Raw genomic sequence first — 23,341 nt, 5'->3', positions numbered from 1 at the left:
GACAAGCAAGTCTTGAAATACTCAAAGGGTTATTCTTTAAATTCCCTAATTTGCAATTTGGATTAATGACGCATGCTAACGTTTCCCCCAAGTTTATTGAGAAATATAGGGCATTTCCTTACAAAACACCTCTCAAATATTTTGATGGAAATGTTAATCAGAAAAAACTGAACAGGATAATAAGGCAAAACATCATAAAAATCTCGGATAGTGGAATTTTCCAAAAAAATGGTACTAGTCTTTCGTATGAAGAACTTTTTGAGCGATATATTGAACTAAAAGTCGAGTTTGGAATAATGAAGGATGTTTTGCATAATATGGAAGAGACTATAAAAAGTGCTGAAGAAGCGCTTAATGTTTATCATGATAACGGATTCAGTAAGAAATTCAAATTAATAGGGGTTGCTCAAGGAAAAAACATAGAGGAGTATGTTAAATGTTATGGTGAACTTCTAAATATGGGATACAAATACATTGCAATTGGTGGATTATTGAAACGAAATGGTACTAGCAATTATGTGAAAGTAAGAAGTGAAGATTTATTAGAACAGGTAATAACATCAATTAAGGAAGAATATTCACCAGAGTGGCTTTTTGTTTTGGGAGTTTACCATCCAAAACGTCATAAAACTTTGGAAGAGTTAGGAGTTTGGGGATCCGACTACAAGGGATGGCTCTTTCATTATGATGAATACTACAAGAGTGCAATTGCCCAATTGGAAGAATCTGGTAAAATAACACCTAAAATCAGGCAGGCATACTACTATTTCTTGAAATGTAAGAGGCAGTACCTAAAAGACAGAACCGACAAAAATCGTGAAAAGTACTGGAAAGCAAGAAAAAGACTTGATAATGCATTAAAAGAAATTGGAACTTCTCTTCAAGAGCTTAGATTTCGTGAGGTTAGAGAAACCATTGAGAAGGAAGTTGTTTCTCAAATGTTGGTCAAAATACAGTGAATTCTGAGTTATGTTCTGATCAAAAGTATTCGTATTGCCAGTTGCGAAAGATTTAAATACCCTCCCAAACTCCTTAATGTTGGACGTGCCGCGGTAGCCTAGCCTGGTAGGGCGCCGGCCTGCTAAGCCGGTGGGCGCTGTCCCTCCGGGGTTCAAATCCCCGCCGCGGCGCCAAAATATCTTCTTCGGGTAAAATGCCGGGATAGCCTAGAGGTGAGGCGGCGGACTGCAGATCCGCTTTACGGGGGTTCGAATCCCCCTCCCGGCTCCATCAAATGTTCTTCAGACCAGAACCTGTGAGGGGAATGAGCACTTTTACACCTTTTTCAAAGTATCCCTCTTCTAAGAGCAACTTAAATGCGGCATAGGCTGTTGCTGACGTTGGCTCTACCAAAAAGCCCATAGAAATAAGGTCTTTTGTAGCCTTTGTTATCTCTTCATCCCCCACGGAAACGCAGGCTCCGTTGCTCTCTTTTAAGGCTTTGAGCATCTGCTCCCTTCTGGGAGGTTCTGGAATAGCTATCCCTTCTGCAAGTCTGCTTCTTTCTTTACTCCTCTTACACAGACTTTCATATCCTCTTCCTTGAACCGCAATCATCCTAGGAATTTGGGTTTTTTCAAGCTCATTCAGCTCGCTAAAGCCCTTATAGAGACCCAAGAATAAGCTTCCACTGCCCGTGGGAATTAAGGAATAATCAACCCCTCCAATCTGCTCATATACCTCATAAGCTGCTGTTTTTGTTCCTTCGAGGAAATAGGGGTTGTACCAGTGGGAGATATAAACCCCCTTCCGAAAGCCCTTTGCCTTTTCGTGCACTTCCATTCGTGATCCTTCCACCTCATGAACCTCTACTCCTAATAACTTTAGAAGTCTCTTTTTTCCTTCACTTGTGTGTTTTGGGATGAAGATGTGAGCCTTTATTCCTTCACTTTTTGCAAAGAGCGCTAAGCTTAACGCCGCATTTCCTGAGGAGTCGAGTGTTACTTCCCTTATACCTTCTTCTTTCAGCTTTGCAAGGGTTACGTAAGTGCCCCTGTCCTTAAAGGAACCGCTGGGCATTAGGTATTCAAGCTTGAAGAGAACGTTAACTCCTTCAATCTTTCTCTCAACTACTGGAGTTATTGGAAGTGCTAATCTTGGTGAGAACTCCTCTTTTATTGGCAAAAAATTAAAATACCTCCTTACGTCTAGGAATTCCCTTTTCAGCAACTCCTCAAAACTACCTTTCTTTTCCCTAATGTATTCGAGAGTTCCGCCACATTCACACATAATTTTAAAGCCTTCGTAAGTCCTTCCGCATCTCAGACATTTTAACATCTTCTCACCCTTTGCAGTAGGGATTTCATTTATATATCCCTTTTCCAAAATTCATGTGGGGTGAGAGAAATGAAAAAGTTTATGCCCGCTGATAGACCTCAAACGGAAGAGGGATACCAATATCACATAGCCTGCAAGCCCGGTGATGTGGCTAGGTACGTTCTTCTCCCGGGTGATCCTGAGAGAGTTCCTAAGATAAGTTCCCTCTGGGATGAAGCGAAAGAGATAGCCTTCCATAGGGAGTATAGAACCCACACGGGCAAGTATAAGGGTGTTCCCATAAGCGTAACCTCAACGGGAATAGGAGGCCCTTCAACGGCAATTGCAATTGAAGAGTTAGCAGCTATAGGTGCTGACACTTTCATTAGAGTGGGCTCTACGGGAGCAATTCAACCCGGGATAGAGATCGGTGACTTAATAATAGCAAAAGCAGCAGTTAGGCTTGAGGGGACATCAAAGCAGTATGTTAGGGTTGAATATCCAGCAAGTGCCGATATTGAGGTTACTTTGGCATTAATTGAAGCCGCAGAAACACTGGGAGTTAGATACCATGTTGGAATAACAGCTTCCACCGATAGTTTTTATGTAGGCCAAGCAAGGCCCGGATTAAACGGCTACTTCCCGAGCTTTGCGAAGCACCTCATAGATGATTTGAGGCAGGCAAAAGTTACGAATTTTGAGATGGAAGCTGCAACACTTTACACTTTAGCGAACATCTATGGCCTCAGGGCGGGATGTGTTTGTGCAGTCTTTGCCAACAGAGTAACGAACGAATTCGGAAAGGCCGGAGAGAAGGAAGCGGCATTAGTAGCAAGTGAAGCGGTCAAAATTCTGCACGAATGGGATGAGGAAAAGGAGAAAAGGGGCAAGAAGCATTGGTTTCCAGGTTTGAGGAAGCTTTAATCTCTTTTTAATTTAATTAAGGAATCCTGGAGCTCTTGAGCTTCGATGCTGAAGGTCTTCCCGTAGTCCTCGAAGTCAACAGACCTTATTACTTGGAAGTGTATTCTCTTTTCGGATAGCTGGACAAGGAAGCTTCTGCTGGAATGTTCTCTGAACTCCTGTAGAATTTCTTCGTTTAGGAGGGAGGTGTTAACCAACGTTACCAGCACTCTTTTCCCATCTCCAAGGAAAGGCCGTATTATTGTTCCGAAAAACGTTTCCAATGTTCGGGGATCATCTTCATAGAGTTTTATAAGTTTCTCCACCCCTACAACGATTCTTATAGCAAATTCGTTCTCCTCTTCTCTTTGAAACTCTTTGAGAGCTTCCAGGTACTGCTCCTTCCATATAGATATCTCACTTTTTAGCTCTATCCTCTTAAGGATTTTGCCCGTTTTCATAATTCCACCAAATTTAATTACCGGGAGGGTTTCTACAAAAGACGAGTCAATACCTGCAAGCTCAAGATGAGCTTTTAATAGGTGGAGCTGGTCAAGTATATCCACCAGAAGCACCTTAGTATTGCTCTGCTTTGCATAGTTAATGGCGGTGCAAAATATAAGATGAATTGGTTCGGAAGAGGTATATTCCACCAAAACGTCCTCTCCCCTTCTTATTTTTCTAAGCTGATTGAAAACGTCTCTCTCAAAAGTTTCCATGTTTCCCACTCTCCTGTGGATTTTGTCATATGAACATTCCTAAAATTGAAAATTGAAATAATTCATCCTATATATGAGTAGCTATGGAAGTATAAAAAGCTTCTCACGAATATTTTTAGTTTGTATCTTGAACTTATTAAACTTTATCCTCTTTATACATTTTTATTTTGAAGTGCCAAACCTTTTTGTAAATTTATGGGATATCTATTTGGTTGTACGAAATTCAAACCTTTGAGGACTTATTTAGAAAATTTTTTAACCTTGAGTTACCTAAATTTCTTAATAGAACATAGGACTTGGATGGGTGATCTTGATGTCTGAAAAGTTTGAAGAGATGGTATTTGAATACAATAAAACAATCCAACGGGGAGAATTAGTTCTCGTTGAGTACACTTCAAACGAGCCCATTCATTTAGTAGTTTATCTCCTCTTGCGGTATCTAAAGAAGGAAAACGTTCCCTTCATTATAATAGACATAGCGGATCAACTGCACGTGGTCAAAGCCCATTTGAAATTTGCTGGAATAGACACCGAGCTGGTTGATGAAGCGCAAGTAATAAAACTTGGCGGAGCGATAACTACTGGAAAAGTTCTCGAGAGAATTTCCTTAACCTTAGAACCATCCGTTATGAAAAATGAGTTTATTAAAATACTAAAACACATGGAGGAGAATTATGACTACCTTGTTAGAATCACACTTGGAACTGAAAAGCTTATAAGACTTCTATCTGAAGACCCAGCAACGTTAGAGGCATTTTTTGGTGCCGTTGTTAGGCCGCTCTTGGGGTATGAGAAAAGCACGGGAGTTACGTTCCTGAACACAGGCATTCTCAGAGAAGATATTGTCCAAGAGGCAAGAGAGATCGCAAGCAGGGTTTTTGAAGTTAAACTAGAGGACGGAGAGATCACCTTTAGAGTTGTTAAGTCAATAAACTTCAATGAGCACGGGAAAGCACTCTCAATTAAAGCTCAGGAACTCCAAGAGTACTTCGCTAAGTGAGTCCATGATTTTTATTTATGTCGCCAAGCTGCCGTGTTTTGGGCTTAAAATTTCTTAAAAAATTCGCTTTTTCCAAAAATCGTGGTGCGGGGGACGGGATTCGAACCCGCGTAGCCCTACGGCACCGGATCTTAAGTCCGGCCCCTTTGGCCAGGCTCGGGCACCCCCGCTCATAAGTGAAAGAGCAAAGTTCGAATAAAAAGCTTTCGGTAATTCAAAAAAGGTAAAGCTTAAAAAGAAATGCTTGTAAGTGAACACAGTCAAGATCATGGAGGGATTAAAATGGCGAGGTTTCCTGAAGCTGAGGCAAGAATATTTAGGAAGTACATATGTATGAGATGTGGTGCTACTAACCCATGGAAAGCAGAGAAGTGCAGAAAGTGCGGATACAAGGGGCTAAGACCAAAAGCTAAAGAACCAAGAGGAGGAGCAGGACGTTAGGGCTACTTAAGCTTGTTTAGGGTTTCTTCTATAAATTTTATTCCATCTTCAAGGAGTTTTTCTCCCTTTTCTGTAAGCTTGTAGTATTTTCTTGAGGGCTTCCCAGTTTCGCTTTCCTGCCATTCTGAAGTAACGTATCCATCGTGTTCGAGCTTGTATAAAACAACGTAACTACTTACCGTAGCAGGCTCAAATCCAAATCTCTCTCTTATTTCATTTTTGAGTTCATATGCGTACATAGGTCTGTCTTTTAGCAATCTCAGTATGTAAATCCACAGAACTTCCTTCGTCATCTTCTCCTTAAGTCTCTCCATAGGAGTTGTCATATATATCACCCTCAATGATACATATTGTTCATCCTTAAAACTTTTATGCTTTATAAATATTGGGATTTCACACAATTTAAACATTTTGTCGCTATAAAATCCAAAAGCAAAAGGGTTTTAATTACATTTTTCTTCCGAAAGCCTCGCTCTTTAGAGTGAGATGCGATAATTAGAGGGCTATTGAAGGGCGGAACCCTTTTAAACTTTGGAGTGTATTAATAACTCAAAAACAAATGGTGAGCTACCATGAACCTTGACTTTGGTGGAATAATGGGTGATATGGGAATTGGAGCCGTTGTCGGCTTTATAACAGGTTATGCGCTTAAAAAGTTCATAAAAATAGTTCTTACCTTGATAGGTGCATACCTGTTGAGTCTCTTTTGGCTTCAGCAGAAGGGTGTCATAACAATAAACACCGATGCTCTCTTCAACCTTGCAGAGAGTGCAACCACTTCAACCTTAACTTTAGCCGACAAAGTAGTGGGGATTTTACCAGGGACGGGGGCATTTGTTGCAGGCTTTTATTTAGGGTTCCGCAAAGGTTAAATTCTGCTTTATTTATCTTTCTTTCATGAGCTATGAGAAGAAAGTCATATTACGGCATTCAATAGCCAGTATAGTGGCCCTTGCCCTCTTTGGCCTCAGCAGGCTTGTCTACAGCATAGTTATCTCAAGGAGATTTGGCGTCGAAGTTCTGGGAAAGGTGAATTCACTCATATCGCAAGCGTTCTTATTGGCCATTCCGTTAAGCTTTTTTGCAGTTGCTCTGGGAAAGTACACTTCCGAGTTTTTGGGGAGAGGAGAAGTAGGAAAAATAAAATCCATAGCTACGTTGGGGTTTTCTTTTCCCTTTATTGGCTTGGTTTTGATCCCTTTTAATTTTTATTTGGCTGTTCTGGCAGTTTTGAGGGCGCTCCAACTGACGTTTCGTAGCTTTATTTATGGTCTTCATCGGGGTGAGATTTATGCTTATGCAATGCTGGGGGCCTTTGTGCTGTTTATTGGTGGATTTCTGTCGGAAAACTACTACATGCCTTATATCGGCCTTCTTTCTGGTGTAGTGGTCTTTGGACTCGCATATCTCTTTAAAGAAAAGCTCTTTGGAAAACCTACTTCCGAAACTCTTAAAGTCCTTGTGAGATATTCCAGCTTTGCATTTCTCGGAACGATCTCTGGGGTTTTTCTTGTCCAGGCTCCGTATTTTCTAAGCGAGAAGCTTGCTTCTTCTAAAGTTGCCGGTGTTGTCTCGGCTTCTTTATCCGCTGCTTTTCTCTTAACTTATCTGCCCCAGGTGTTTCAATCGGCGATAATGCCTTTGTACTCGTATAAATACGGGAAAGATGAAATGGAGTACGTAAAGTGGCTTGCCGAAGAATCCACGAAGTTGCTGTCCCTTTTAGTGGCTTTGGTGGTCTTTCTTCTTCTACTTGTCGGCAGGGAGATTCTATCGCTCCTCTTTGGATTCAATTTAGGCAGTGAGTTCTACCTAGCTCTCATGGCAGTGGAGACATATATTGCCTATAACCCCAGCATAGTGGCATTGAATTCAACAAAGTACGTAAAAGAGGGGACTATCATTGCACTTTTAGGCGCTGTAGTTTCTCTCGTTGCTTGGTTGCTTTTGATAAGTCCCTTTGAAGAATATGGAACTGTCTCTGGGCTCTTTTTAGGATACCTCTCGATACTAATTGGCACATCAATCGTAGCAAACAAGAAGTTAGGGGTTTCGTTCACCTCTTATGCTCAATTTGTTGTGGCTGTTTTACTGCAGTTCACGGTATTCCTATCAAAAACTCTCTTGCTGTTGGCTTTTGTAGTATACGTTGGAATATTCAGAAAAGAAATAAAAATGGTGCTCAAGCTGTTTAAACCTTCCCGTGATAGAGGATCTTAATGAGCTCCTCTGGCAATCCTTCCGCTTTGATCTTGTCTTCTATGATCTTCTTGTCATACTCGACTTCTATGAATTTTGTGTGCAGGTTGTCAACATTTATGAGGGCAAAAGTTGCCTTATGTTCTTTCCCAGGGGGAAATCCAATGCTACCGGGGCATACTACTCTCCCATATCGTGTCATGGCATTAACGGGGAGTTTTGGTGATGCAACTAACAGAAGTTCGTAGTCTTTTACCGGCCTCATAACAGCTTCATAATACGTGGTAGGCTGTTCCGGAAGAACTTTGCCTTCGAAGGGGTTTAGTGGACTTCCATACACTCCGAAGATATCATTCTTGCCTATTTTGTCAACTAGATATATTGGGAGATCTCTTATAAACTCCCTTCCTTCATGGCCGAGCTTTTCCCATGTGTATTTCAATGCCTCTTTTGTGTATGGCTCAAGGGCAAGTTCATCGATATAGTCCGCACCTTCTGCATGTGGGTCGCTCATGGCTATTATCTGGTCGAATTCTCCACGAATTATCTTTACATGGTTGTCCTTCATCAGATCATCGAGAACATCAAGAACTTCCTTCGGATATGGGAACAACCCAACTATGTTTCCAAGGATATAATATTTCTCAATCTCATAACCCTCCTCTTTAAGCTCCTCGATTCTTCCAAGGGCTTTCATAAGAGCGGGGAAGTTTCCGTTGATGTTTGCCAATACTGCCACGTATGTCATCTTACCACCTCCTCTCAATTTTTCTAACTTTATTTTACTAAAAGGAGGTATTTAAGCTTTTCGAAATTTAGGGCTCAAGAAGATCGGAGCTTTCTTCTCTTCTTCCTATCTTGTTTAACCCTCGCACTGCTGAGCAGATAAAGCATAAGTGCATCCTCTATCATTGCTATCACCTCCTTGGTTTTAATATAATGTCTTGCTCTAATGGGTAAGAAACGTTCTATGTTTTAATTACCAAATGTTATTTAAAAATTTTTGGTTATTTTTTGGTCATAATTGAATAAGAGTAAAGATATGGCGCCCCGGCGGGGATTTGAACCCCGGATCTCGAGGTCCGCAGCCTCGCGCCCTATCCAGACTAGGCCACCGGGGCATCCAAGGGAACTTTTGGGAGAGACCTTATAAATTTTGCTCGCAAGTTTCTCTATGGTGGTATATGTGGATAGGATGAAGAAATTCTTGGAATTCCTCACGGAATACGATGGTGCATTAATAACCCCCAGTAGCAATCTCTATTATCTAACCGGAATGGCCCCTCAAGCAACTGAGGAGAGGCTTTTTCTCCTTGTAGTCAATAGAGAGGGGGAAAGCGTTTTAATAGCACCCAAGCTCTATGAAAACGAAGTTGAATGGGAAAATGTGGTGTTCTGGAGCGATGAAGAAAACCCATATGAAATCCTCGAGAGATTTCTGGTTTCTCTGAATTTAAAGAGCGGTAAGATTCTGGTAGAAGATACTATGAGGGCGGACTTTCTAATTCACATTGAGCGGCTTTTAAAAGATTACACTTTTTATCCCCTAAGTCTTGTTACAAGAGAGCTAAGAATGCGCAAAGATGAAAAGGAGATAAAGCTGATGAAAAAGGCTGCTGAGATTGTAGACAAAGTTTTCTACGAGATAATAAACAGGGATCTAATAGGAAAAAGCGAAAAGCAAGTAGCATTAGAAATCGAGTTTCTTATTAGGGAGCTGGCAGACGGTGTGTCGTTCTCTCCCATAGTAGCTTCTGGCAAAAACGCTGCAAATCCTCATCATAAGCCTAGTGAAAGAAAAATAAGGCGCGGAGACTTCGTGATACTCGACTTTGGGGCAAAGTACAAAGGCTACTGTTCGGATATAACGAGAACTGTAGCAGTTGGTGAAACAAACGAGAAGCTTAAGGAAATCTACGAAACTGTTAGAGAAGCTCAAGAAAGGGCTTTTCAGAGTGTTCGTGAAGGGATAGAAGCAAAGAAAGTTGATAAAGCAGCAAGAGAGTACATATCCCAGAAAGGCTATGGTGATTACTTTATCCACAGAACGGGACATGGATTGGGGCTGGAAGTGCACGAAGAGCCATATATAAGCCAAACAAGTGATAGGATTCTTGAAAGCGGCATGACGTTTACAATTGAACCCGGCATCTACATTCCCAATCTGGGTGGTGTGAGAATAGAGGATGATGTTGTTGTGAAGAAAAAAGGAAAGAGACTCACAAGTGCCGAAAGAGAGTTAATAATACTTTGAACCTCCTACGTAGACTTCAAGAACCTTTATATCCCTCAGCTCTTTATCTTTAACTTCAAATGGATCCTTGTCTACTATAATAAAGTCTCCGAATTTGCCCTCTTCAAGGGTTCCAATTTCATTTTCAGCGTGCATTATATAGGCCGAGCCGTATGTATAGCCGTGGAGGCTTTCCTCAAGGGAGAGGCGCTCATCTTTTGTATAGTGGTAGGTTTCAGTATTTTCAAATTTTCCCCTGGTGACTGCAGCGTATATAGTTTCCCACGGATTTACAGGTTCTATTGGGGAATCTGTTCCAAAGCCTATCACTATGCCCTCCTTAAGCATGCTCTTGAAGGGATAAATCCATTTTGCCCTCTCCTTCCCCACTCTCTTTACTGCCCACCAGTCGCTTATTATGAACCTTGGTTGAACCGAGGCAACAACTCCAAGCTTTTTCATTCTTTTTATTTGATCTTTCCTTAAAACTGATGCGTGCTCTATGCGGTTTCTCTCTCCTCTAAACTTCTCATAAACCTCTAAGATCATATCCGTAGTTTTATCGCCTATTGCATGGATTGCCACCTGGAGGTTCAGCTGATATGCCTCTTTTACTATCTTCTCTAATTCTTCTCTGCTCACGTTGGGGTGTCCAGCTGTGGGAGCGTCTTCATAGGGTTTAGAAAGCCATGCCGTTCGGGCTCCAAGGCTTCCATCAGCGAGAACTTTTATTCCCATAATCTTTACTCTCTTGCTCCCGATCTTTTTAGTAAGCCCTAGGCTTTTTAACTCCTCAAGAAGAGACGGGTTTAGGTATACAAACACCCTAATGGGAAGTCTTCCTTCGTTGTCTAATTCTAGGAGGGCTCTAAGGCTTTTCTTATTCACGCTTACGAAGCCGACAGTCGTAACACCCTGAGAAAGAACGAACTTGGCTCCTTCTTCGATAAAGTGCTTGTAGTCTTCAACTGTTAAAGCTTTATTGATGATTTCCCTTACCTTTTCCAAGGCGTTTTCTTTTATTATCCCCGTTTCGAGATCTACATCCTCATCTTCTTCCAGATTCGCCATTTCTATAGCTCTCGTGTTCAACACAGCTGCATGGAAACAGGTTCTATACAAAAGCACTGGTTTGTCATCAATAACTTCATCCAAGTCCTCTTTCGTGGGATATCTACCAAGCTCTTCTTGATCCCATCCAAAGCCAAGGATCCAGCTTGTGCTCGTTTTTCTGGCGTATTCTTTAAGCTTCTTCTTTAATTCCTCTATGCTTTTTGTTCCCTTTAAGTTGAGCATTTTCAAAGACTGCCCAAGAGAACTTAAATGGATATGGGAGTCTATGAATCCAGGCAGAGCAGTTTTTCCGTTCAGATCTATTATTTTCCCTCCGAGCTCCTCAGCAATTCTGCGAGCCCTTTCACTATCTCCTGCGTAGATGACTTTTTCATTGGCTATCACAATTGCTTCTGCGCTTTTCAACGGTTTAAAGGAGAGATATATTTTCCCATTCACAAAAGCCCCAATCAATTTACTCCCCCTCCCTTGGTTTGCCGTTGTCTTTTATATCTCCTTTGGTTGCCATCAAAAAATCCTTAAAGCTGCAAACTTTAATGCACAATAGCCGATGAAGAGCGGTTTCGGAACTGAAGGATGATGTAACCAGCTATCGCTGAGGCTTATATTTATAAATTCGTTTAGTGATCATAACCCCGGTGAAGAGCAAATGTTTGGGAAACTTAAGGAAAAATTAAGCTCATTCGTTGACAAAGTTGCTCAAACTGAAATAAGTGAAAAAGACATCGAGAATGCACTCTGGGATCTTGAGTTAGAGCTTTTAGAAGCAGATGTTGCCTTGGAAGTCGTTGATGAGCTTAAGGAAAAAATAAAGCAGAAGCTCGTTGGACAGAAGGTTAAAATAGGCACAAACAAAAGGGAGATTGTTGAAAAAGCAGTTAAAGAGGCTGTTCTTGAAGTTTTAACACCTGAAAGACACATAGACCTTTTGGAGATGATAAAATCAAAAAAAGAGAAGCCATTCGTGATAGTTTTCGTTGGCTTCAACGGAAGCGGGAAAACCACTACAATAGCTAAACTTGCCAATTGGCTTAAGAAAAATGGCTTAAGCGTTGTTATAGCCGCTAGCGATACCTTTAGGGCGGGAGCAATAGAGCAGGTAGAGGAACATGCGAAGAGAGTGGGGGTTAAGCTCATTAAACATGGTTATAAATCTGATCCAGCTGCTGTGGCTTACGATGCCATAGAGCATGCGAAAGCGAGAGGAATCGATGTGGTTTTAGTTGATACAGCCGGAAGAAACGAACTTAACAGGAACCTTATGGATGAAATGAAAAAAATAGTCAGGGTTACAAAGCCGGATCTGGTTATATTTGTAGGAGATGCGCTTGCCGGAAACGCAATAATAGAGCAGGCAAGGCAGTTTAATGAGGCGGTTAGGATTGACGGAGTTATTCTAACAAAGCTTGACGCAGATGCAAGGGGAGGTGCCGCATTAAGCATAGCCCATGCCATTGGCGCGCCAATACTTTTTGTTGGAGTTGGTCAAGGATATGACGATTTAATGCCCTTTGATGAAAAATGGATGCTGGAGAAGATTTTTGGTGAGTGAGAATGTTTTTGTTTTTTAAAACATTTCTTTATGTGTTTGGAACTCTCTTTGCAGTGATGAACCCTATTGGGGCTGTTCCGGTGTTTCTTTCTATTGCCCAGCACTGCAGATCTTATGAGGGGAGGATAAGTCTAGCAAAGAGAACATCAGTGGCTGTTTTTATGACCTTGATAACCTTTGCACTCTTAGGAGAGTGGATATTCAAATTTTTTGGCTCTACGGTAGATGCCTTTGCAATCGCAGGAGGGATTTTGCTCTTCAGGATGGCTCTGGAAATGCTAAGTGGTAGCCTCTCTACCATAAAAATAACTCATGAAGAGGAGGAAGAGGCTGTAAGTTTAAGTGAGATCGCCATAATCCCATTGGCGATTCCTTTAATCTCTGGTCCAGGTTCAATAACAACTGTAATGATACACATGGCAAAAAACACCAACTATTTGGGAAAAATTGCTGTGATTCTAGCGATTTTTATGGCAAGTTCTTCAGTTTACTTGGTGCTTACGTCTGCAGAAAAGGTACAGCGGAGACTTGGTAGAGTTGGGATAAGACTTATTACAAGAATGATGGGCCTTATACTGGCTTCAATGGCCGTTCAGCTCGTAATTAATGGAATTAAAGGAGCGTTTGGACTTTGATCGCAACCTTTTTAAATTTTTTAGGCAACCCTAATTGTGGGTGATAGATTGATACTAGCTGAAAACCTGACGATTTACTACGATAATTATAAAGCAGTTGAGGATATCACTTTTAAGCTGGATAGTGGAGAGACTCTTCTTTTGCTGGGTCCAAATGGTGCGGGAAAAACAAGTCTTCTTAGAACGATTGCAGGGCTTCATAAATCCTATGAAGGCAATCTTCTTGTTTTTGGAAAGCCTCCTGCTGAAGTGAGGGATTTAATATCTTATGTTCCCCAGAGCCATTCTTTAAACGAGCGTGTGCCTTTGAAGGCTATTGAAGTCGTTGCAATGGGGGCCCTTTACAAAAAGGGTCTCGTTCACTTTAATATTCCAAAGTCAATCTTAAAAGAAGCTGAAGAAGCTTTGGAGTTTGTGGGGCTTGGAGATATAAAAAACAAAAGGTTTGCGGAGCTTAGCGGTGGGCAAAAGCAGAGGGTTCTGTTGGCTAGAGCACTTGTTTCAAAACCTCAACTTCTTCTTTTGGACGAACCGTTATCTGCCCTTGACCCTAGTGCCAGAGTGGAAGTGGTTTCAGTCCTTGCAAAAATAAAGCGTGAGATGGGACTGACGATGATAATAACAACCCACGACCCCAATCCATTAACGGAGATAGGAGATAAGATAATGCTTATCAATAAAAGGCTCATAGCCTTTGGAACCCCAGAGGAAGTTCTGAGGGATGAAATAATTACCAAAGTCTATGGGCCTCTCTCCAAAGCTGTTAGAGTGGGAGAGAGAATGTACTGCTTTATAGGGGATGTCCACCTTCATGGGAGGGAAGAAGTTTGATCCCCGAGTACTTGCTTAGGGCTCTTTTGGGTGGTGTGATGGTTAGTGTTTTGCTGGGTATGCTAAGCCCTCTGATAAACATGAAGGGCTTAGCTTTTCTTACTCATGCCACTTTCCACTCCTTGCTCTTCGGAGCTGTTTTGGGTATGATACTCGGACTGGTATTTTCGAACTTTTCCCTGATTCTGTGGGTAGCTTTAATAATCACGATTTTTGTTGTTATCTTAATAGCCCTCCTAGAAAACAGAGGATTCAGCAGTGACACTGCAATAGGAGTAATAGCGAGCTTTATAGCGGGCTCCACTGTGCTGGCTTTTGGAATTCTATATAAAGTTATGGCGAATAAACCCTACTTTGCCCTCTCTCAGAGCATAGTGTCCTATTTAACTGGGGAGCTTTTTCTGATAACGCTCAACGACTTGATGTTTTTGGTCTTGGGAGGTGCCTTGATATTCTTTGTGATGCTTGCATTTTACCGTGATTTCCTATACGTCAGTTTCGATGCTGAGGGACTTGAGACCTATTCGGGTAATGCAAGGTTTTATCTCACTTTGCTCTACGTTCTCGTGGGCGCTACTGGTGCGTTAATAGTTAGAACCGTTGGATTGATAACCCTCCAGGTTGTGGCGGTTTTACCGGGTACAATAGCCATGATGCTCAGCAATGACTTGAGAAAGATTCTTGGAATAAGCTTGGGTCTAACTCTCTTAGTCCAGGTACTCTCGATAGTGCTGGCTTACTTAACAAACATACCTCCAAGTGGAATAGCCACGATAATGCTGGGACTTGTTTATGGACTCTTAGTCTTGAGGAGGTAGAGACATGAAGCTGGGAGGAATAGACGAAGCCGGTAGGGGACCAGTTATAGGCCCTCTTGTAATTGCAGCGGTTGTTGTCGATGAGGCTCATATACAGGAGCTTGAAGCTTTGGGAGTCAGGGATTCAAAAAAGCTAACACCAAAAAGGAGAGAAGAGTTGTTTGAGGAGATTGTGCGGATAGCTGATGACTACGTTATCCTTCAGCTTTCTCCAAGGGAGATAGACAGCAGGGAGGGAACAATGAACGAGCTTGAAATTGAAAACTTTGCTAAAGCGTTGAACTCCCTTAGGGTTAAACCCGATATACTCTACATAGATGCCGCAGATGTTAAGGAGAAACGCTTTGGTGATATCATAGGGGAAAGGCTCTCATTCTCTCCAAAGATAATTGCCGAGCATAAAGCCGATTCTAAGTACATCCCAGTGGCTGCAGCATCAATACTGGCTAAAGTTACCCGCGACAGGATAATAGAGGAGCTTAAGGAAGTTTATGGAGAGATAGGCTCAGGATACCCAAGTGACCCAATTACAAGGAGGTTTTTAGAGGAATACTACAATCTCCACGGGGAATTTCCTCCAATAGTAAGGAAAAGCTGGAAGACTCTTAGAAAGATAGAAGAAAAACTGAAAGCCAAACGGACTCAGCCCACTATTTTGGACTTCTTAAAAAAGCCTTAATCCTTTCGAAGGCTTCTTTTGCCCATATTAAGATGTTTCTTATCCATTCCCAGTACATTCTAATAGACCTTTCAAAGTACTCCCACTTTATTATATCGTACGCCATTACTCCAAGCGTTACTGCCCCCGGGGGGACTAATGGAGCGGCATAAAAGCTGAACTGAGTTTTTCCACCTAAAATCCATTGGAGGGCATAAAAAGATATTGTACTCCAGAATATTCCAAATGGCACTAGAAGCTTTCTTCTTCTTGTCGCAGCATAGGGAATTGCGAATATAAATACCACCATAGAGAGCATCAAAATTGGATCGGTCGCGGCAAAGATATCTGGGTTATAGTGAAAAGGAAACGGTTTAAGACTTATGAACCATTCCCAGAAAGGTGAATTCGCTGGGTGGTCTCCCTTGTAGCTGAGATGCCACCCAAAGCTTCCAATGAACTCAGAAAGCCACGGGAAGAAGCCTATCGCTTTTATTATCGTAACCTGTGGAAGTAAAAATCCAAGAGCGGGTAAAATAAATGCTGAGATAAGTATTTCCTTAATCCTGATCTTATCCCTTAAGCTTTTTATGAGCAAAACTGGGTAAGAAAAAGCGCCGTTTAGCTTTGTAGCCGCCGCAAGACCAATAGAAAGACCGCTTGAGCGATACTTCTCAGAAATCAAAAGATACATGAAAAGTGCTGTAAAGAACGTCACGTGTATATCGAGCATTGCAGCAAGGGAAGTTGCATACAAAAGAGGGTCAAAAGCAGAAAACACCAGCGCTATGAAAGATGCAAGATAACTTTTTGAGATTTTATATGCAGCTAAGAAGACGAGAATGTTTATTATAGCGTGTTCTATCAGCCCTGGCAAACGCCAGAAGATAGGCTTGTCCTCTATCAGCATTCCAAGCATTATTATATCCTTCCCCAAAAATGGATGCTCCGTGTTCAGATAGTTTTGGATGTTCTCCTTATCAGGATAGCGGAAGCCTTTTACGACTTCAACCCCTTCTATGCTTTTGACTTCTTCTATGAAGGCTTTGAGGTTTTCGCGGGGGATTTCATAGTAAACGCCGTCAAAATTAGAATATGGTTTGTAATAAGTGTAGTTGTATTTTCTCGCTATTGTTTCGATTTTAAACTTGATCTCATCAAAATCAGGAGATGGGGTTTTGTTTAAGGGTATAAATTCTACTCTTATTCCCAACTTTGAGAGAATTGCTGGCGTTTGAAGGTTTACGTTTCTCGTATAAGGTCTCGTGAATTCAAATCCAAAAGCAGAGACTTTTACATGCCCCTTAATAATTTCTCCGCTTGCAATTATATTCACCCCTTCTGAATTTGTTGTATCGTTTACGTAATGAAGTTCAGCCCCAAGCTTGTGGAGAACGTTCCTTGCTGCTGGGATGTACCATACCTCGTCCCCAATGTAGTCATAGAGCTCTGTGCTTGAGGCCTTCTCGTATGAATACCAGAAAGTTCCAACTATTATTGTTACCACTGCTACAAAATAAAGCTTCTTTCTAACGTTCATGCTCTCCCCCAGTGAATTTCACCTGATATCTTTAAATTATTTCCCATAAACCTTTAAAAATTGAATGAAAATGAAACAACGGTGAGAAAATGGAGGAGTTTATCGAGCAAGCCGTCGAGATGATAAAGCGAGGTCTAGACGAGAGAAAAATACGGGCGAGACTTCCGAGAGAAAAAGCGGATGAGATACTTGAGATAGCAAAGGCAAGAATCAGAGCAAAAGATAAGTTCTCAAGGACTGACCTATGGATGGACTTAGAAGGCCTTAGGTATGCTACTCATGAGGTTGTTGCCGAGTATAGAGCGGAGAGAATTAAACCAAAAAGCATAGCAGACGTAAGCTGTGGGATTGGAATCCAGCTAATATTCTTCGCAAAATATGCAGAAAAGGCCTACGCTATAGATATCAATGAGAAAAAGCTTTTCTACGCTATGAAGAATGCGGAGAAATATGGGGTTAGGGATAAGATAACCTTTATCCATGGAGACAGCTTAAGTGAGGAGGTTGTTAAGCAGGTTGATGCCGAGATAATATTTTCGGATCCTGCAAGGCCACCAGAGATGCCTGAAAGAAGGCTTGAGGATCTTCTCCCGAGTCCTATTGAAATTTATGAATCTTACAAGCACAAGACCGATGCGTTTATCTTTGATCTTCCACCTCAGATAAGAAGAGAAAGAGTCCCGTGGAAAGGGGAGTTCGAGTACATAGACTTATATGGAACGCTCAACAGACTAACTTTTTATTTTGAACCACTAGCCAAGGCAGAGCGCTCTGCGGTTATGCTCCCTAAGGGGGTTAGACTTGAAAGCAATCCCAGTCTTGAAAGCATAGTCGAGTGGAGTGGGGAAGTAAAAGATTACTTGTATGAAATCCCGCAGGGCATTGATTACGCTGATCTAATAAACGAACTTTTCCATGCAGTAAAAGGCAACTTATGGATGCTCATTCGAGAAAAGCGGAGAACTATTGCAACAAGCAATGATGAAATTGAGAGCGAATACTTCAAGAGACGCTACATCGTAAGAAAGGTGCTGAACTTCCATCCGGTAAAGATAAACGACTTTTTAAAGAGAGAAGGATACGGCAGGGTTACTCTAAAGATCTCAATTCCAGACAAAGATTACTGGAGATTCAGAAGAAGAGTTGAGCAAGGCCTAAGAGGAGAGAAGAGGGCTTACTTGTTCAAATTTAAAGACAAAGCAATAGTAGCAGAGCCACTTGATTAGTCTTCCTGAACTTCAACTATCTTTACTCTTTGTATCCTCTTTGAACCGATGCGGAGGGCTTTAAAATAGTTTATGTGCTCATCGGGTAAAAATTTGTCCAGTTTAGTTGATTTGAGTCTCTTTTTCTTGGAGAGCTTGGCTTTATTTTCGCTTCTTATTTTAATGGAACCGTTTATGAATTCATCCAACTTTTTCTCCATTGACCCACCCAAGATATTAAGGTTGCTTTGGATATATAGGTTTTTTGGAAATCTCTCTTGTTTCATTTCCCTTCCTCTGGTGTTTGATTCTTATTAAAGGCCTCAAAAACCAAAAGAAATCGTTTTGAACAATATTTCAAAGGGAACACTGAAACAGAGTAAAGAACACAATGGTTGCGGTAACAGTTTTATGGAAATCCTTTTAATTAGTTTAAACCATTACGATTTACAGTACAAAAAGCGGAGGCAGCACAATGTGCGGTATAATAGGCTATATCGGAGATAGAAAAGCCGCTAAAATCCTTGTAGATGGTCTTAAAAGATTGGAATACAGGGGATACGATTCAGTTGGAATTGTAACAGAAAAAGGAGAGCTTTTTATAAAAAAAGGGGCTGGAAAAATAGACGAGCTTAAAGAAAAGCTTAAACTTCATGAAATGCCTGGAAACAGAGGAATTGGTCATACTAGATGGGCAACGCACGGAGTTCCCAATGATATTAACGCCCATCCTCATACCGATTGTACTGGAAAAATAGCGGTTGTTCACAATGGAATAATTGAAAACTACCTTGAACTTAGAAGCGAGCTTGAGAAAAAAGGCCACACGTTCAAGAGCGACACTGATACAGAAGTGATAGCACATCTAATTGAAGAAGCTTTAAAGGATTCATCTACCTTTGAAGATGCCCTCCGCAAGGCGTTGTTGAAACTTAGGGGTTCGTTTGCCCTTGGCATAATGTATGCTGAAGATAAGGAACGCCTATATTTTGTGAGAAATGAAAGTCCGCTCGTCCTTGGAATCGGAAACGGGGAGATGTTTGCTGCCTCCGATATTCCTGCATTTTTACCTTACACGAATAAAGTTGTGTTCCTGGATGATGGAGAGTATGCAGTGGTTAGCAAAGATGCATTTACAGTGAAAGACCTTTGGACAGGAAAAGAAAAGAAAAAAGAAATCCATGAAATTAATTGGACTCTTGAAATGGCTGAAAAGCAGGGTTATCCCCACTTCATGCTTAAGGAAATCCATGAACAGCCAAAGGCTGTAAAGGAAGCAATTTACGGCAACTTGGAAACAATAAATCAAGTTGCTAAGGAGATAGCCAAATACGAGAAGATATTTGTTGTGGCTATGGGGACCTCTTATCATGCAGGAATTGCCGCGAAATACCTCTTCCAAAGACTGGCAAACAAACCTGTCCTTGTTGAGGAGGCAAGCGAGTTTAGGTATGAGTTTGAGAACATAGTTGACGAGAATTCCCTTGTAATCGCCATTACTCAGAGTGGGGAAACTGCCGACACTCTGGCGGCGATAAGACTAGCTAAAAAGAAGGGTGCAAAAGTTCTAAGCATTGTTAACGTTGTTGGGAGCATGGCTACCAGGCTAAGTGACCTTGTAATATACACGCATGCAGGGCCAGAAATAGGGGTAGCTGCGACAAAGACGTACACAACGCAGCTTACCGTTTTGACAATGCTTGCAATAGCACTAGCTAAAATACTCAATACCGTAAATGAGAACTACCTTAAGAAACTCGAAGCTGAGCTTTTGGAACTCCCGAGGTACATTGAGAGTGTTCTTGGATATGAGAACAAGATAAAAGCCCTTGCTAAGGAGTTAGTAGACAAGAGGGACTTCTTCTACATAGGAAGAGGGATAAGTGTTGCAACAGCTCTAGAGGGAGCATTAAAACTCAAGGAGATCAGCTACATTCATGCAGAAGGTCTTTCTGCTGGAGAACTTAAGCACGGCCCTCTAGCGCTGATTGAGGAAGGAGTCCCAGTTGTTGCCATTGCCCCAAGTGGAAGGACATTTGATAAGATGGTGTCCAATATACAGGAGGTCAATGCAAGAAAGGGGCTTGTAATTAGCTTGGGAGATAATGAAGAACTGAAAAAAGTTAGCAGGATCTTCTTGAAGATGCCGAAAATAGATGAGCTTTTAAGTCCTGTTGTGTATATAGTACCACTCCAATTGCTTGCCTATCATCTGGCTGTGTTGAGGGGTAACGATCCTGATAAGCCCAGAAATCTGGCAAAATCGGTAACTGTGGAGTGAGGTGGTTCAAAATGGTTGGAACAAAAGTTAAGAAAAAAACCAAGAGTGAAAAACCGTCCTCTTTAGATTTTTCAAAAATTAAGCTTTATCTTTTCCCAATTGTGGTGATAATCGTTGCTTTTATTGGTTATAAAATTAGAGCAGCAACAGGGGAAACAAAATACTTCATAGATCCAGACACGTTCTACCATTTTGAGATATACAAGCTTGCGATAAAGGAGGGGCTTCCGAAGTATTATCCTTTGGCAGATGCTCCTTTTGGCTCTCTCATTAGGGAACCTCTGGGGCTGTACATAATCCCAGCTTTGCTTTACAAGTTCCTTTCTGCATTTGGGTTTGAAATAATAAAGGTCTTCAAGATGTGGCCTCCACTTGTTGGGTTTTTCAGCATAGTTGGGATATACTTCTTAGGAAGAAAACTTCACTCAGAATGGGCTGGACTTTGGGCAGCTTTAGCCATGATGTTCTCGATAGCTCACTGGACAAGAACATTTTCAGGAAACGCAAGAGGCGATGGGCCGTTTTTAATGTTCTTCATCTATGCTGCTTTGTTCATGTTCTACTACCTTGAAACCAAAGAGATCAAGAGAAAATCACTTTTTGGCGCTCTATTTGTGCTCTTTGGAGTTTTGATGCTCTCAGTATGGAACGGCTCCCCATTTGGTCTTATGGTTCTCTTGGGCTTTGCAAGCTTGTACGTGATTGTATTATTTATTTTTGGAAAAGTTGAAGACGTCAAGAAGTTTGCCATGGAATTTTACCCAGTTTATGTTGCAGTATTGCTCATTGGCTACGCATTGACTCCAAGTGGAATTGTAAGAGTTGGAGGGCACATAAAGTTCGCCTTTGAAGTTTTCCTTGGACTGGCACTACTTACGACGATAATGCTCTACGGTGGCAGATACCTAAATTACTCCGACAAAACACATAGGTTTGGAGTTGTTGCAGTGATAGTACTCCTAGGCTTTGCTGGAGCTTATCTTTATGTTGGCCCCAAGCTCTTTTCCCTTATGAGTGGAGCATACCAATCCACTCAAGTTTATGAAACTGTTCAAGAGCTTGCAAAGACGGAATGGAACGATATACAGAGGTATTACTCGGTCAAGGGAACCGATGGGATAGTCTTTCTCCTCTCACTTGTCGGAATTGCAATAGTTGCGTTTAGATTTTTGAAAGCCTTAAACCAAAACAAAGTCGATGCAAAGAATTTGTTCCTCTTGGTGTTTTACGGGCTTTCAGTATATCTCATGTGGACAGCGGTGAGGTTTTTATTCCTTGCTTCGGGCGCAGTTTTGCTAACCTTTGGAATTCTCGTGGGAGAGCTCTTTAAAATAGTAGAGAATATGCAGGAAAAGGTTTCAACAAAAGCTCTCTATGCTTTCTTGTTGGTCCTCCTCTTTATTCCGATTCCAATAGTGGGAGCAAACACAACTTACAACTCGGCAAAGGTTAGCGGTGAAGCTGTAAGCCCGAGCTGGGAAGAAACCCTTAAGTGGCTTAGAGAGAACACAAACGAATACGATACGGCAACTTCTTGGTGGGACTACGGTTATTGGATTGAAAGCTCTCTCCTTGGAAACAGGAGGGCAAGTGCGGACGGTGGTCACGCGAGGGACAGGGACTATATAATTGCCCGCTTTTTGGCAAACGATGGCAGCAAGAGTGAAGTTGACTTCGAGAGCTGGCAGCTTAACTATTTTATTGCTTGGAGTGCCGACTGGATAAAATTCAATGCCATAAGCTATCTTGGAGGGGCAATAACAAGAGACGAAAGAGACAGATCCGGAATGATATTACTATTGACTAATGCAAGTGGAAGTGTATACATTAATCCTGATGTTGGTATTCAATTCCAGATAACTAAACAAAATGGTCAAATAAAGGCGATAATAATAGCTGGCAATCAACAGGGAGAACCGATACAAACGATAGATGTTCAAAATGGGGTAGTAATACCCGGAAGGGGTGACTTTCCCTATGTGGTTTACATAGGAATCAACTATCCGTTATATATGTACTCCTATTCCTTTAGACAGGTGTTACCCGTTAGAGGTATTATGGTATACTACAAAGTTGCTACCAGCAATTTCCTAAAACTTTCTTTTAGAGTGCCGATTTCTTTGGAGGATAATTTTGCCCAAAAACTGTATTCAAACTTTAGAATTGCAAAATCGCCCTCTGTAGTGGTTAGCCCACATACTGATACTTTGACCATTTATGAATTCGTCCCATTTGGAGTATATAGAATTGAAGTTTACAAGAATGATACATGGATGCCAGTGTCAAAGCTTATTCCTGGGGAATACAAGGCTAAGCTCTACATATCAGCATTTGGAAGAGACGTTAAAGATGCCACCATAAAGCTCAGGGCTTACAATGGAGATAAGCTCATAAGTGAGCAGATTATAGCGCAAAACGTTAACATCGATCATTTAAACGAGACGCCGGTAGAAGTTAGTCTCAAAGTCCCAAACGCTACAAAGTATCAGCTTGTCCTTGTGCAGAAAGGCCCCGTTGGGGCTCTTACAGAAGCTCCAAAATTAAATGGCAGGCTTGTCAGCCCAATAAGAGTTTTAAACGATGGCCAAAGTGGAGAACTTGAGTTAAGAGCTGGGTTCAGAAAAGACTACTCCAACTTAGAGCTTTACCTTAGGGCTACAGTTATATATCTTATTAGAACCGAGGGAGAAAACAGAGATGATCCAAAAGCCGCATTTGAGCCTCACATGGATATAATCCATTATGAAAAAATTGCCAGTGGCTTAAGCACATCCAACAGAGAACTTTATTTCAAAGGTCAGGCAAGTTTTCCAGAAGTTATCCAGCCTTATATAGAGAAGCTCAAGAATGAATATGGAAATAAGGTGGAAATAAGGGGAATAAGAGTCGAACCGGTGTTTATAACAGACAAAGAATACATAATATACGAGGGGTGATTTTTGCTACTTTTCTCATTTTTGCTATTTTGGAAGGAAAGATTTAAAAAGCAAGCATCC

Annotated in this window: 22 protein-coding genes and 4 tRNA genes; 17 read left to right on the top strand and 9 right to left on the bottom strand. The window is 41.5% G+C overall.

Features of this window, described 5'->3' with window-relative positions; genetic code table 11:
- The first annotated feature begins 65 nt into the window (after positions 1 to 65).
- The 3 genes from ACZ5NL_RS03695 to ACZ5NL_RS03685 all read left to right on the top strand — a co-directional run bounded on the left by ACZ5NL_RS03695 (position 66) and on the right by ACZ5NL_RS03685 (position 1,230).
- A complete protein-coding gene (locus ACZ5NL_RS03695) occupies positions 66 to 959 on the top strand; it encodes a hypothetical protein (protein WP_464842988.1) in 894 nt (297 codons plus the stop codon).
- Between the two features lie 87 nt (positions 960 to 1,046).
- Positions 1,047 to 1,133: transfer RNA gene (locus tag ACZ5NL_RS03690), tRNA-Ser, on the top strand.
- A 22-nt stretch (positions 1,134 to 1,155) separates the two neighbouring features.
- Positions 1,156 to 1,230 (top strand) — tRNA-Cys (locus ACZ5NL_RS03685).
- Here the strand turns inward: ACZ5NL_RS03685 and ACZ5NL_RS03680 are convergent.
- On the bottom strand, positions 1,231 to 2,277 hold the full coding sequence (locus ACZ5NL_RS03680; protein ID WP_464842987.1) for a pyridoxal-phosphate dependent enzyme: 1,047 nt from the start codon (positions 2,275 to 2,277) through the stop codon (positions 1,231 to 1,233).
- 69 nt (positions 2,278 to 2,346) lie between these two features.
- On the opposite strand from ACZ5NL_RS03680, the gene udp reads away from it, so the two are divergent.
- Positions 2,347 to 3,180 (top strand): uridine phosphorylase, encoded by an 834-nt coding sequence (udp, locus tag ACZ5NL_RS03675; protein ID WP_464842986.1) that lies wholly within the window; start codon positions 2,347 to 2,349, stop codon positions 3,178 to 3,180.
- Here the strand turns inward: udp and ACZ5NL_RS03670 are convergent.
- Positions 3,177 to 3,878, bottom strand: coding sequence for a DUF257 family protein (locus ACZ5NL_RS03670; protein WP_464842985.1), 702 nt, complete (start codon positions 3,876 to 3,878; stop codon positions 3,177 to 3,179). The two genes, udp and ACZ5NL_RS03670, sit on opposite strands and share 4 nt — an antisense overlap.
- 313 nt (positions 3,879 to 4,191) lie before the next feature.
- Here ACZ5NL_RS03670 and ACZ5NL_RS03665 point away from each other — a divergent pair, with 313 nt between their 5' ends.
- Entirely contained in the window at positions 4,192 to 4,878 is a 687-nt protein-coding gene (locus ACZ5NL_RS03665) for a DUF257 family protein (RefSeq protein ID WP_464842984.1), read from the top strand.
- 82 nt (positions 4,879 to 4,960) lie between these two features.
- Here ACZ5NL_RS03665 and ACZ5NL_RS03660 read toward each other — a convergent pair.
- Positions 4,961 to 5,048, bottom strand: a tRNA-Leu gene (locus ACZ5NL_RS03660).
- Between the two features lie 112 nt (positions 5,049 to 5,160).
- On the opposite strand from ACZ5NL_RS03660, the gene ACZ5NL_RS03655 reads away from it, so the two are divergent.
- Positions 5,161 to 5,319, top strand: coding sequence for a 50S ribosomal protein L40e (locus tag ACZ5NL_RS03655; RefSeq protein WP_004068056.1), 159 nt, complete (start codon positions 5,161 to 5,163; stop codon positions 5,317 to 5,319).
- A gap of 2 nt (positions 5,320 to 5,321) precedes the next feature.
- On the opposite strand, the gene ACZ5NL_RS03650 is transcribed toward ACZ5NL_RS03655, so the two are convergent.
- Positions 5,322 to 5,645: a PadR family transcriptional regulator gene (locus tag ACZ5NL_RS03650; RefSeq protein ID WP_464842983.1), complete on the bottom strand. Its 324-nt coding sequence runs from the start codon at positions 5,643 to 5,645 to the stop codon at positions 5,322 to 5,324.
- A 246-nt stretch (positions 5,646 to 5,891) separates the two neighbouring features.
- On the opposite strand from ACZ5NL_RS03650, the gene ACZ5NL_RS03645 reads away from it, so the two are divergent.
- Both ACZ5NL_RS03645 and ACZ5NL_RS03640 read left to right on the top strand, forming a co-directional pair.
- Entirely contained in the window at positions 5,892 to 6,191 is a 300-nt protein-coding gene (locus ACZ5NL_RS03645; protein ID WP_252742579.1) for an FUN14 domain-containing protein, read from the top strand.
- A 25-nt stretch (positions 6,192 to 6,216) separates the two neighbouring features.
- Positions 6,217 to 7,539: a lipopolysaccharide biosynthesis protein gene (locus tag ACZ5NL_RS03640; protein ID WP_464842982.1), complete on the top strand. Its 1,323-nt coding sequence runs from the start codon at positions 6,217 to 6,219 to the stop codon at positions 7,537 to 7,539.
- Here ACZ5NL_RS03640 and ACZ5NL_RS03635 read toward each other — a convergent pair.
- Both ACZ5NL_RS03635 and ACZ5NL_RS03630 read right to left on the bottom strand, forming a co-directional pair.
- Entirely contained in the window at positions 7,511 to 8,266 is a 756-nt protein-coding gene (locus ACZ5NL_RS03635; protein ID WP_464842981.1) for a metallophosphoesterase family protein, read from the bottom strand. The two genes, ACZ5NL_RS03640 and ACZ5NL_RS03635, sit on opposite strands and share 29 nt — an antisense overlap.
- A 295-nt stretch (positions 8,267 to 8,561) precedes the next feature.
- Positions 8,562 to 8,639: transfer RNA gene (locus ACZ5NL_RS03630), tRNA-Arg, on the bottom strand.
- A 74-nt stretch (positions 8,640 to 8,713) separates the two neighbouring features.
- On the opposite strand from ACZ5NL_RS03630, the gene ACZ5NL_RS03625 reads away from it, so the two are divergent.
- Complete coding sequence (locus tag ACZ5NL_RS03625) at positions 8,714 to 9,772, top strand: aminopeptidase P family protein (RefSeq protein WP_464843305.1); 1,059 nt, start codon at positions 8,714 to 8,716, stop codon at positions 9,770 to 9,772.
- Here the strand turns inward: ACZ5NL_RS03625 and ACZ5NL_RS03620 are convergent.
- Positions 9,758 to 11,263, bottom strand: coding sequence for an amidohydrolase (locus tag ACZ5NL_RS03620; RefSeq protein WP_464842980.1), 1,506 nt, complete (start codon positions 11,261 to 11,263; stop codon positions 9,758 to 9,760). The genes ACZ5NL_RS03625 and ACZ5NL_RS03620 overlap by 15 nt on opposite strands.
- Positions 11,264 to 11,474: 211 nt before the next feature.
- On the opposite strand from ACZ5NL_RS03620, the gene ftsY reads away from it, so the two are divergent.
- Genes ftsY through rnhB form a run of 5 tightly spaced genes read left to right on the top strand, consistent with a single transcriptional unit; the run spans position 11,475 to position 15,340 of the window.
- Positions 11,475 to 12,377, top strand: a complete 903-nt coding sequence (gene ftsY, locus ACZ5NL_RS03615) for a signal recognition particle-docking protein FtsY (RefSeq protein ID WP_464842979.1) — start codon at positions 11,475 to 11,477, stop codon at positions 12,375 to 12,377.
- A 2-nt stretch (positions 12,378 to 12,379) separates the two neighbouring features.
- Positions 12,380 to 13,012, top strand: a complete 633-nt coding sequence (gene snatA, locus ACZ5NL_RS03610) for a neutral amino acid NAAT transporter SnatA (protein ID WP_464842978.1) — start codon at positions 12,380 to 12,382, stop codon at positions 13,010 to 13,012.
- Between the two features lie 48 nt (positions 13,013 to 13,060).
- On the top strand, positions 13,061 to 13,843 hold the full coding sequence (locus ACZ5NL_RS03605; RefSeq protein ID WP_464843304.1) for a metal ABC transporter ATP-binding protein: 783 nt from the start codon (positions 13,061 to 13,063) through the stop codon (positions 13,841 to 13,843).
- Positions 13,840 to 14,661 carry a metal ABC transporter permease gene (locus ACZ5NL_RS03600; protein WP_464842977.1) on the top strand — a complete coding sequence of 274 codons (822 nt, stop codon included), beginning with the start codon at positions 13,840 to 13,842 and terminating at the stop codon, positions 14,659 to 14,661. Before ACZ5NL_RS03605 ends, ACZ5NL_RS03600 begins: the two co-directional genes overlap by 4 nt.
- A 4-nt stretch (positions 14,662 to 14,665) precedes the next feature.
- Positions 14,666 to 15,340 carry a ribonuclease HII gene (rnhB, locus tag ACZ5NL_RS03595; RefSeq protein WP_464842976.1) on the top strand — a complete coding sequence of 225 codons (675 nt, stop codon included), beginning with the start codon at positions 14,666 to 14,668 and terminating at the stop codon, positions 15,338 to 15,340.
- Here rnhB and ACZ5NL_RS03590 read toward each other — a convergent pair.
- Positions 15,312 to 16,859 (bottom strand): dolichyl-phosphate-mannose--protein mannosyltransferase, encoded by a 1,548-nt coding sequence (locus ACZ5NL_RS03590; protein WP_464842975.1) that lies wholly within the window; start codon positions 16,857 to 16,859, stop codon positions 15,312 to 15,314. The two genes, rnhB and ACZ5NL_RS03590, sit on opposite strands and share 29 nt — an antisense overlap.
- 89 nt (positions 16,860 to 16,948) lie before the next feature.
- On the opposite strand from ACZ5NL_RS03590, the gene ACZ5NL_RS03585 reads away from it, so the two are divergent.
- Complete coding sequence (locus ACZ5NL_RS03585; protein ID WP_464842974.1) at positions 16,949 to 18,085, top strand: class I SAM-dependent methyltransferase; 1,137 nt, start codon at positions 16,949 to 16,951, stop codon at positions 18,083 to 18,085.
- On the opposite strand, the gene ACZ5NL_RS03580 is transcribed toward ACZ5NL_RS03585, so the two are convergent.
- The gene (locus ACZ5NL_RS03580) at positions 18,082 to 18,285 is read right to left on the bottom strand and encodes a PCNA-inhibitor (protein WP_464842973.1); all 204 of its coding nucleotides are present in this window, start codon (positions 18,283 to 18,285) and stop codon (positions 18,082 to 18,084) included. The genes ACZ5NL_RS03585 and ACZ5NL_RS03580 overlap by 4 nt on opposite strands.
- Before the next feature lie 254 nt (positions 18,286 to 18,539).
- Between ACZ5NL_RS03580 and glmS the strand changes: the two genes are divergently transcribed.
- Both glmS and ACZ5NL_RS03570 read left to right on the top strand, forming a co-directional pair.
- On the top strand, positions 18,540 to 20,345 hold the full coding sequence (gene glmS, locus ACZ5NL_RS03575; protein ID WP_464842972.1) for a glutamine--fructose-6-phosphate transaminase (isomerizing): 1,806 nt from the start codon (positions 18,540 to 18,542) through the stop codon (positions 20,343 to 20,345).
- An 11-nt stretch (positions 20,346 to 20,356) separates the two neighbouring features.
- Positions 20,357 to 23,281 (top strand): peptide transporter, encoded by a 2,925-nt coding sequence (locus ACZ5NL_RS03570; RefSeq protein WP_464842971.1) that lies wholly within the window; start codon positions 20,357 to 20,359, stop codon positions 23,279 to 23,281.
- The last annotated feature ends 60 nt before the right edge of the window (positions 23,282 to 23,341 follow it).

The sequence above is a fragment of the Thermococcus aegaeus genome (genome assembly GCF_055393685.1).
Note: the sequence above shows the minus strand (reverse complement) of the source record. Positions and strands in the feature narration are given on the sequence as shown.

Excerpts from the sequence above, each read along its gene's own strand:
- ftsY (WP_464842979.1), top strand. The coding sequence starts at position 11,475 with ATGTTTGGGAAACTTAAGGAAAAATTAAGCTCATTCGTTGACAAAGTT.
- rnhB (WP_464842976.1), top strand. The coding sequence starts at position 14,666 with ATGAAGCTGGGAGGAATAGACGAAGCCGGTAGGGGACCAGTTATAGGC.
- ACZ5NL_RS03625 (WP_464843305.1), top strand. The coding sequence starts at position 8,714 with ATGAAGAAATTCTTGGAATTCCTCACGGAATACGATGGTGCATTAATA.
- snatA (WP_464842978.1), top strand. The coding sequence starts at position 12,380 with ATGTTTTTGTTTTTTAAAACATTTCTTTATGTGTTTGGAACTCTCTTT.
- ACZ5NL_RS03635 (WP_464842981.1), bottom strand. The coding sequence starts at position 8,266 with ATGACATACGTGGCAGTATTGGCAAACATCAACGGAAACTTCCCCGCT.
- ACZ5NL_RS03695 (WP_464842988.1), top strand. The coding sequence starts at position 66 with ATGACGCATGCTAACGTTTCCCCCAAGTTTATTGAGAAATATAGGGCA.
- ACZ5NL_RS03585 (WP_464842974.1), top strand. The coding sequence starts at position 16,949 with ATGGAGGAGTTTATCGAGCAAGCCGTCGAGATGATAAAGCGAGGTCTA.
- ACZ5NL_RS03680 (WP_464842987.1), bottom strand. The coding sequence starts at position 2,277 with ATGTTAAAATGTCTGAGATGCGGAAGGACTTACGAAGGCTTTAAAATT.
- ACZ5NL_RS03590 (WP_464842975.1), bottom strand. The coding sequence starts at position 16,859 with ATGAACGTTAGAAAGAAGCTTTATTTTGTAGCAGTGGTAACAATAATA.
- ACZ5NL_RS03670 (WP_464842985.1), bottom strand. The coding sequence starts at position 3,878 with ATGGAAACTTTTGAGAGAGACGTTTTCAATCAGCTTAGAAAAATAAGA.
- ACZ5NL_RS03665 (WP_464842984.1), top strand. The coding sequence starts at position 4,192 with ATGTCTGAAAAGTTTGAAGAGATGGTATTTGAATACAATAAAACAATC.
- ACZ5NL_RS03580 (WP_464842973.1), bottom strand. The coding sequence starts at position 18,285 with ATGGAGAAAAAGTTGGATGAATTCATAAACGGTTCCATTAAAATAAGA.
- udp (WP_464842986.1), top strand. The coding sequence starts at position 2,347 with ATGAAAAAGTTTATGCCCGCTGATAGACCTCAAACGGAAGAGGGATAC.
- ACZ5NL_RS03655 (WP_004068056.1), top strand. The coding sequence starts at position 5,161 with ATGGCGAGGTTTCCTGAAGCTGAGGCAAGAATATTTAGGAAGTACATA.
- ACZ5NL_RS03570 (WP_464842971.1), top strand. The coding sequence starts at position 20,357 with ATGGTTGGAACAAAAGTTAAGAAAAAAACCAAGAGTGAAAAACCGTCC.
- glmS (WP_464842972.1), top strand. The coding sequence starts at position 18,540 with ATGTGCGGTATAATAGGCTATATCGGAGATAGAAAAGCCGCTAAAATC.
- ACZ5NL_RS03650 (WP_464842983.1), bottom strand. The coding sequence starts at position 5,645 with ATGACAACTCCTATGGAGAGACTTAAGGAGAAGATGACGAAGGAAGTT.
- ACZ5NL_RS03645 (WP_252742579.1), top strand. The coding sequence starts at position 5,892 with ATGAACCTTGACTTTGGTGGAATAATGGGTGATATGGGAATTGGAGCC.
- ACZ5NL_RS03640 (WP_464842982.1), top strand. The coding sequence starts at position 6,217 with ATGAGCTATGAGAAGAAAGTCATATTACGGCATTCAATAGCCAGTATA.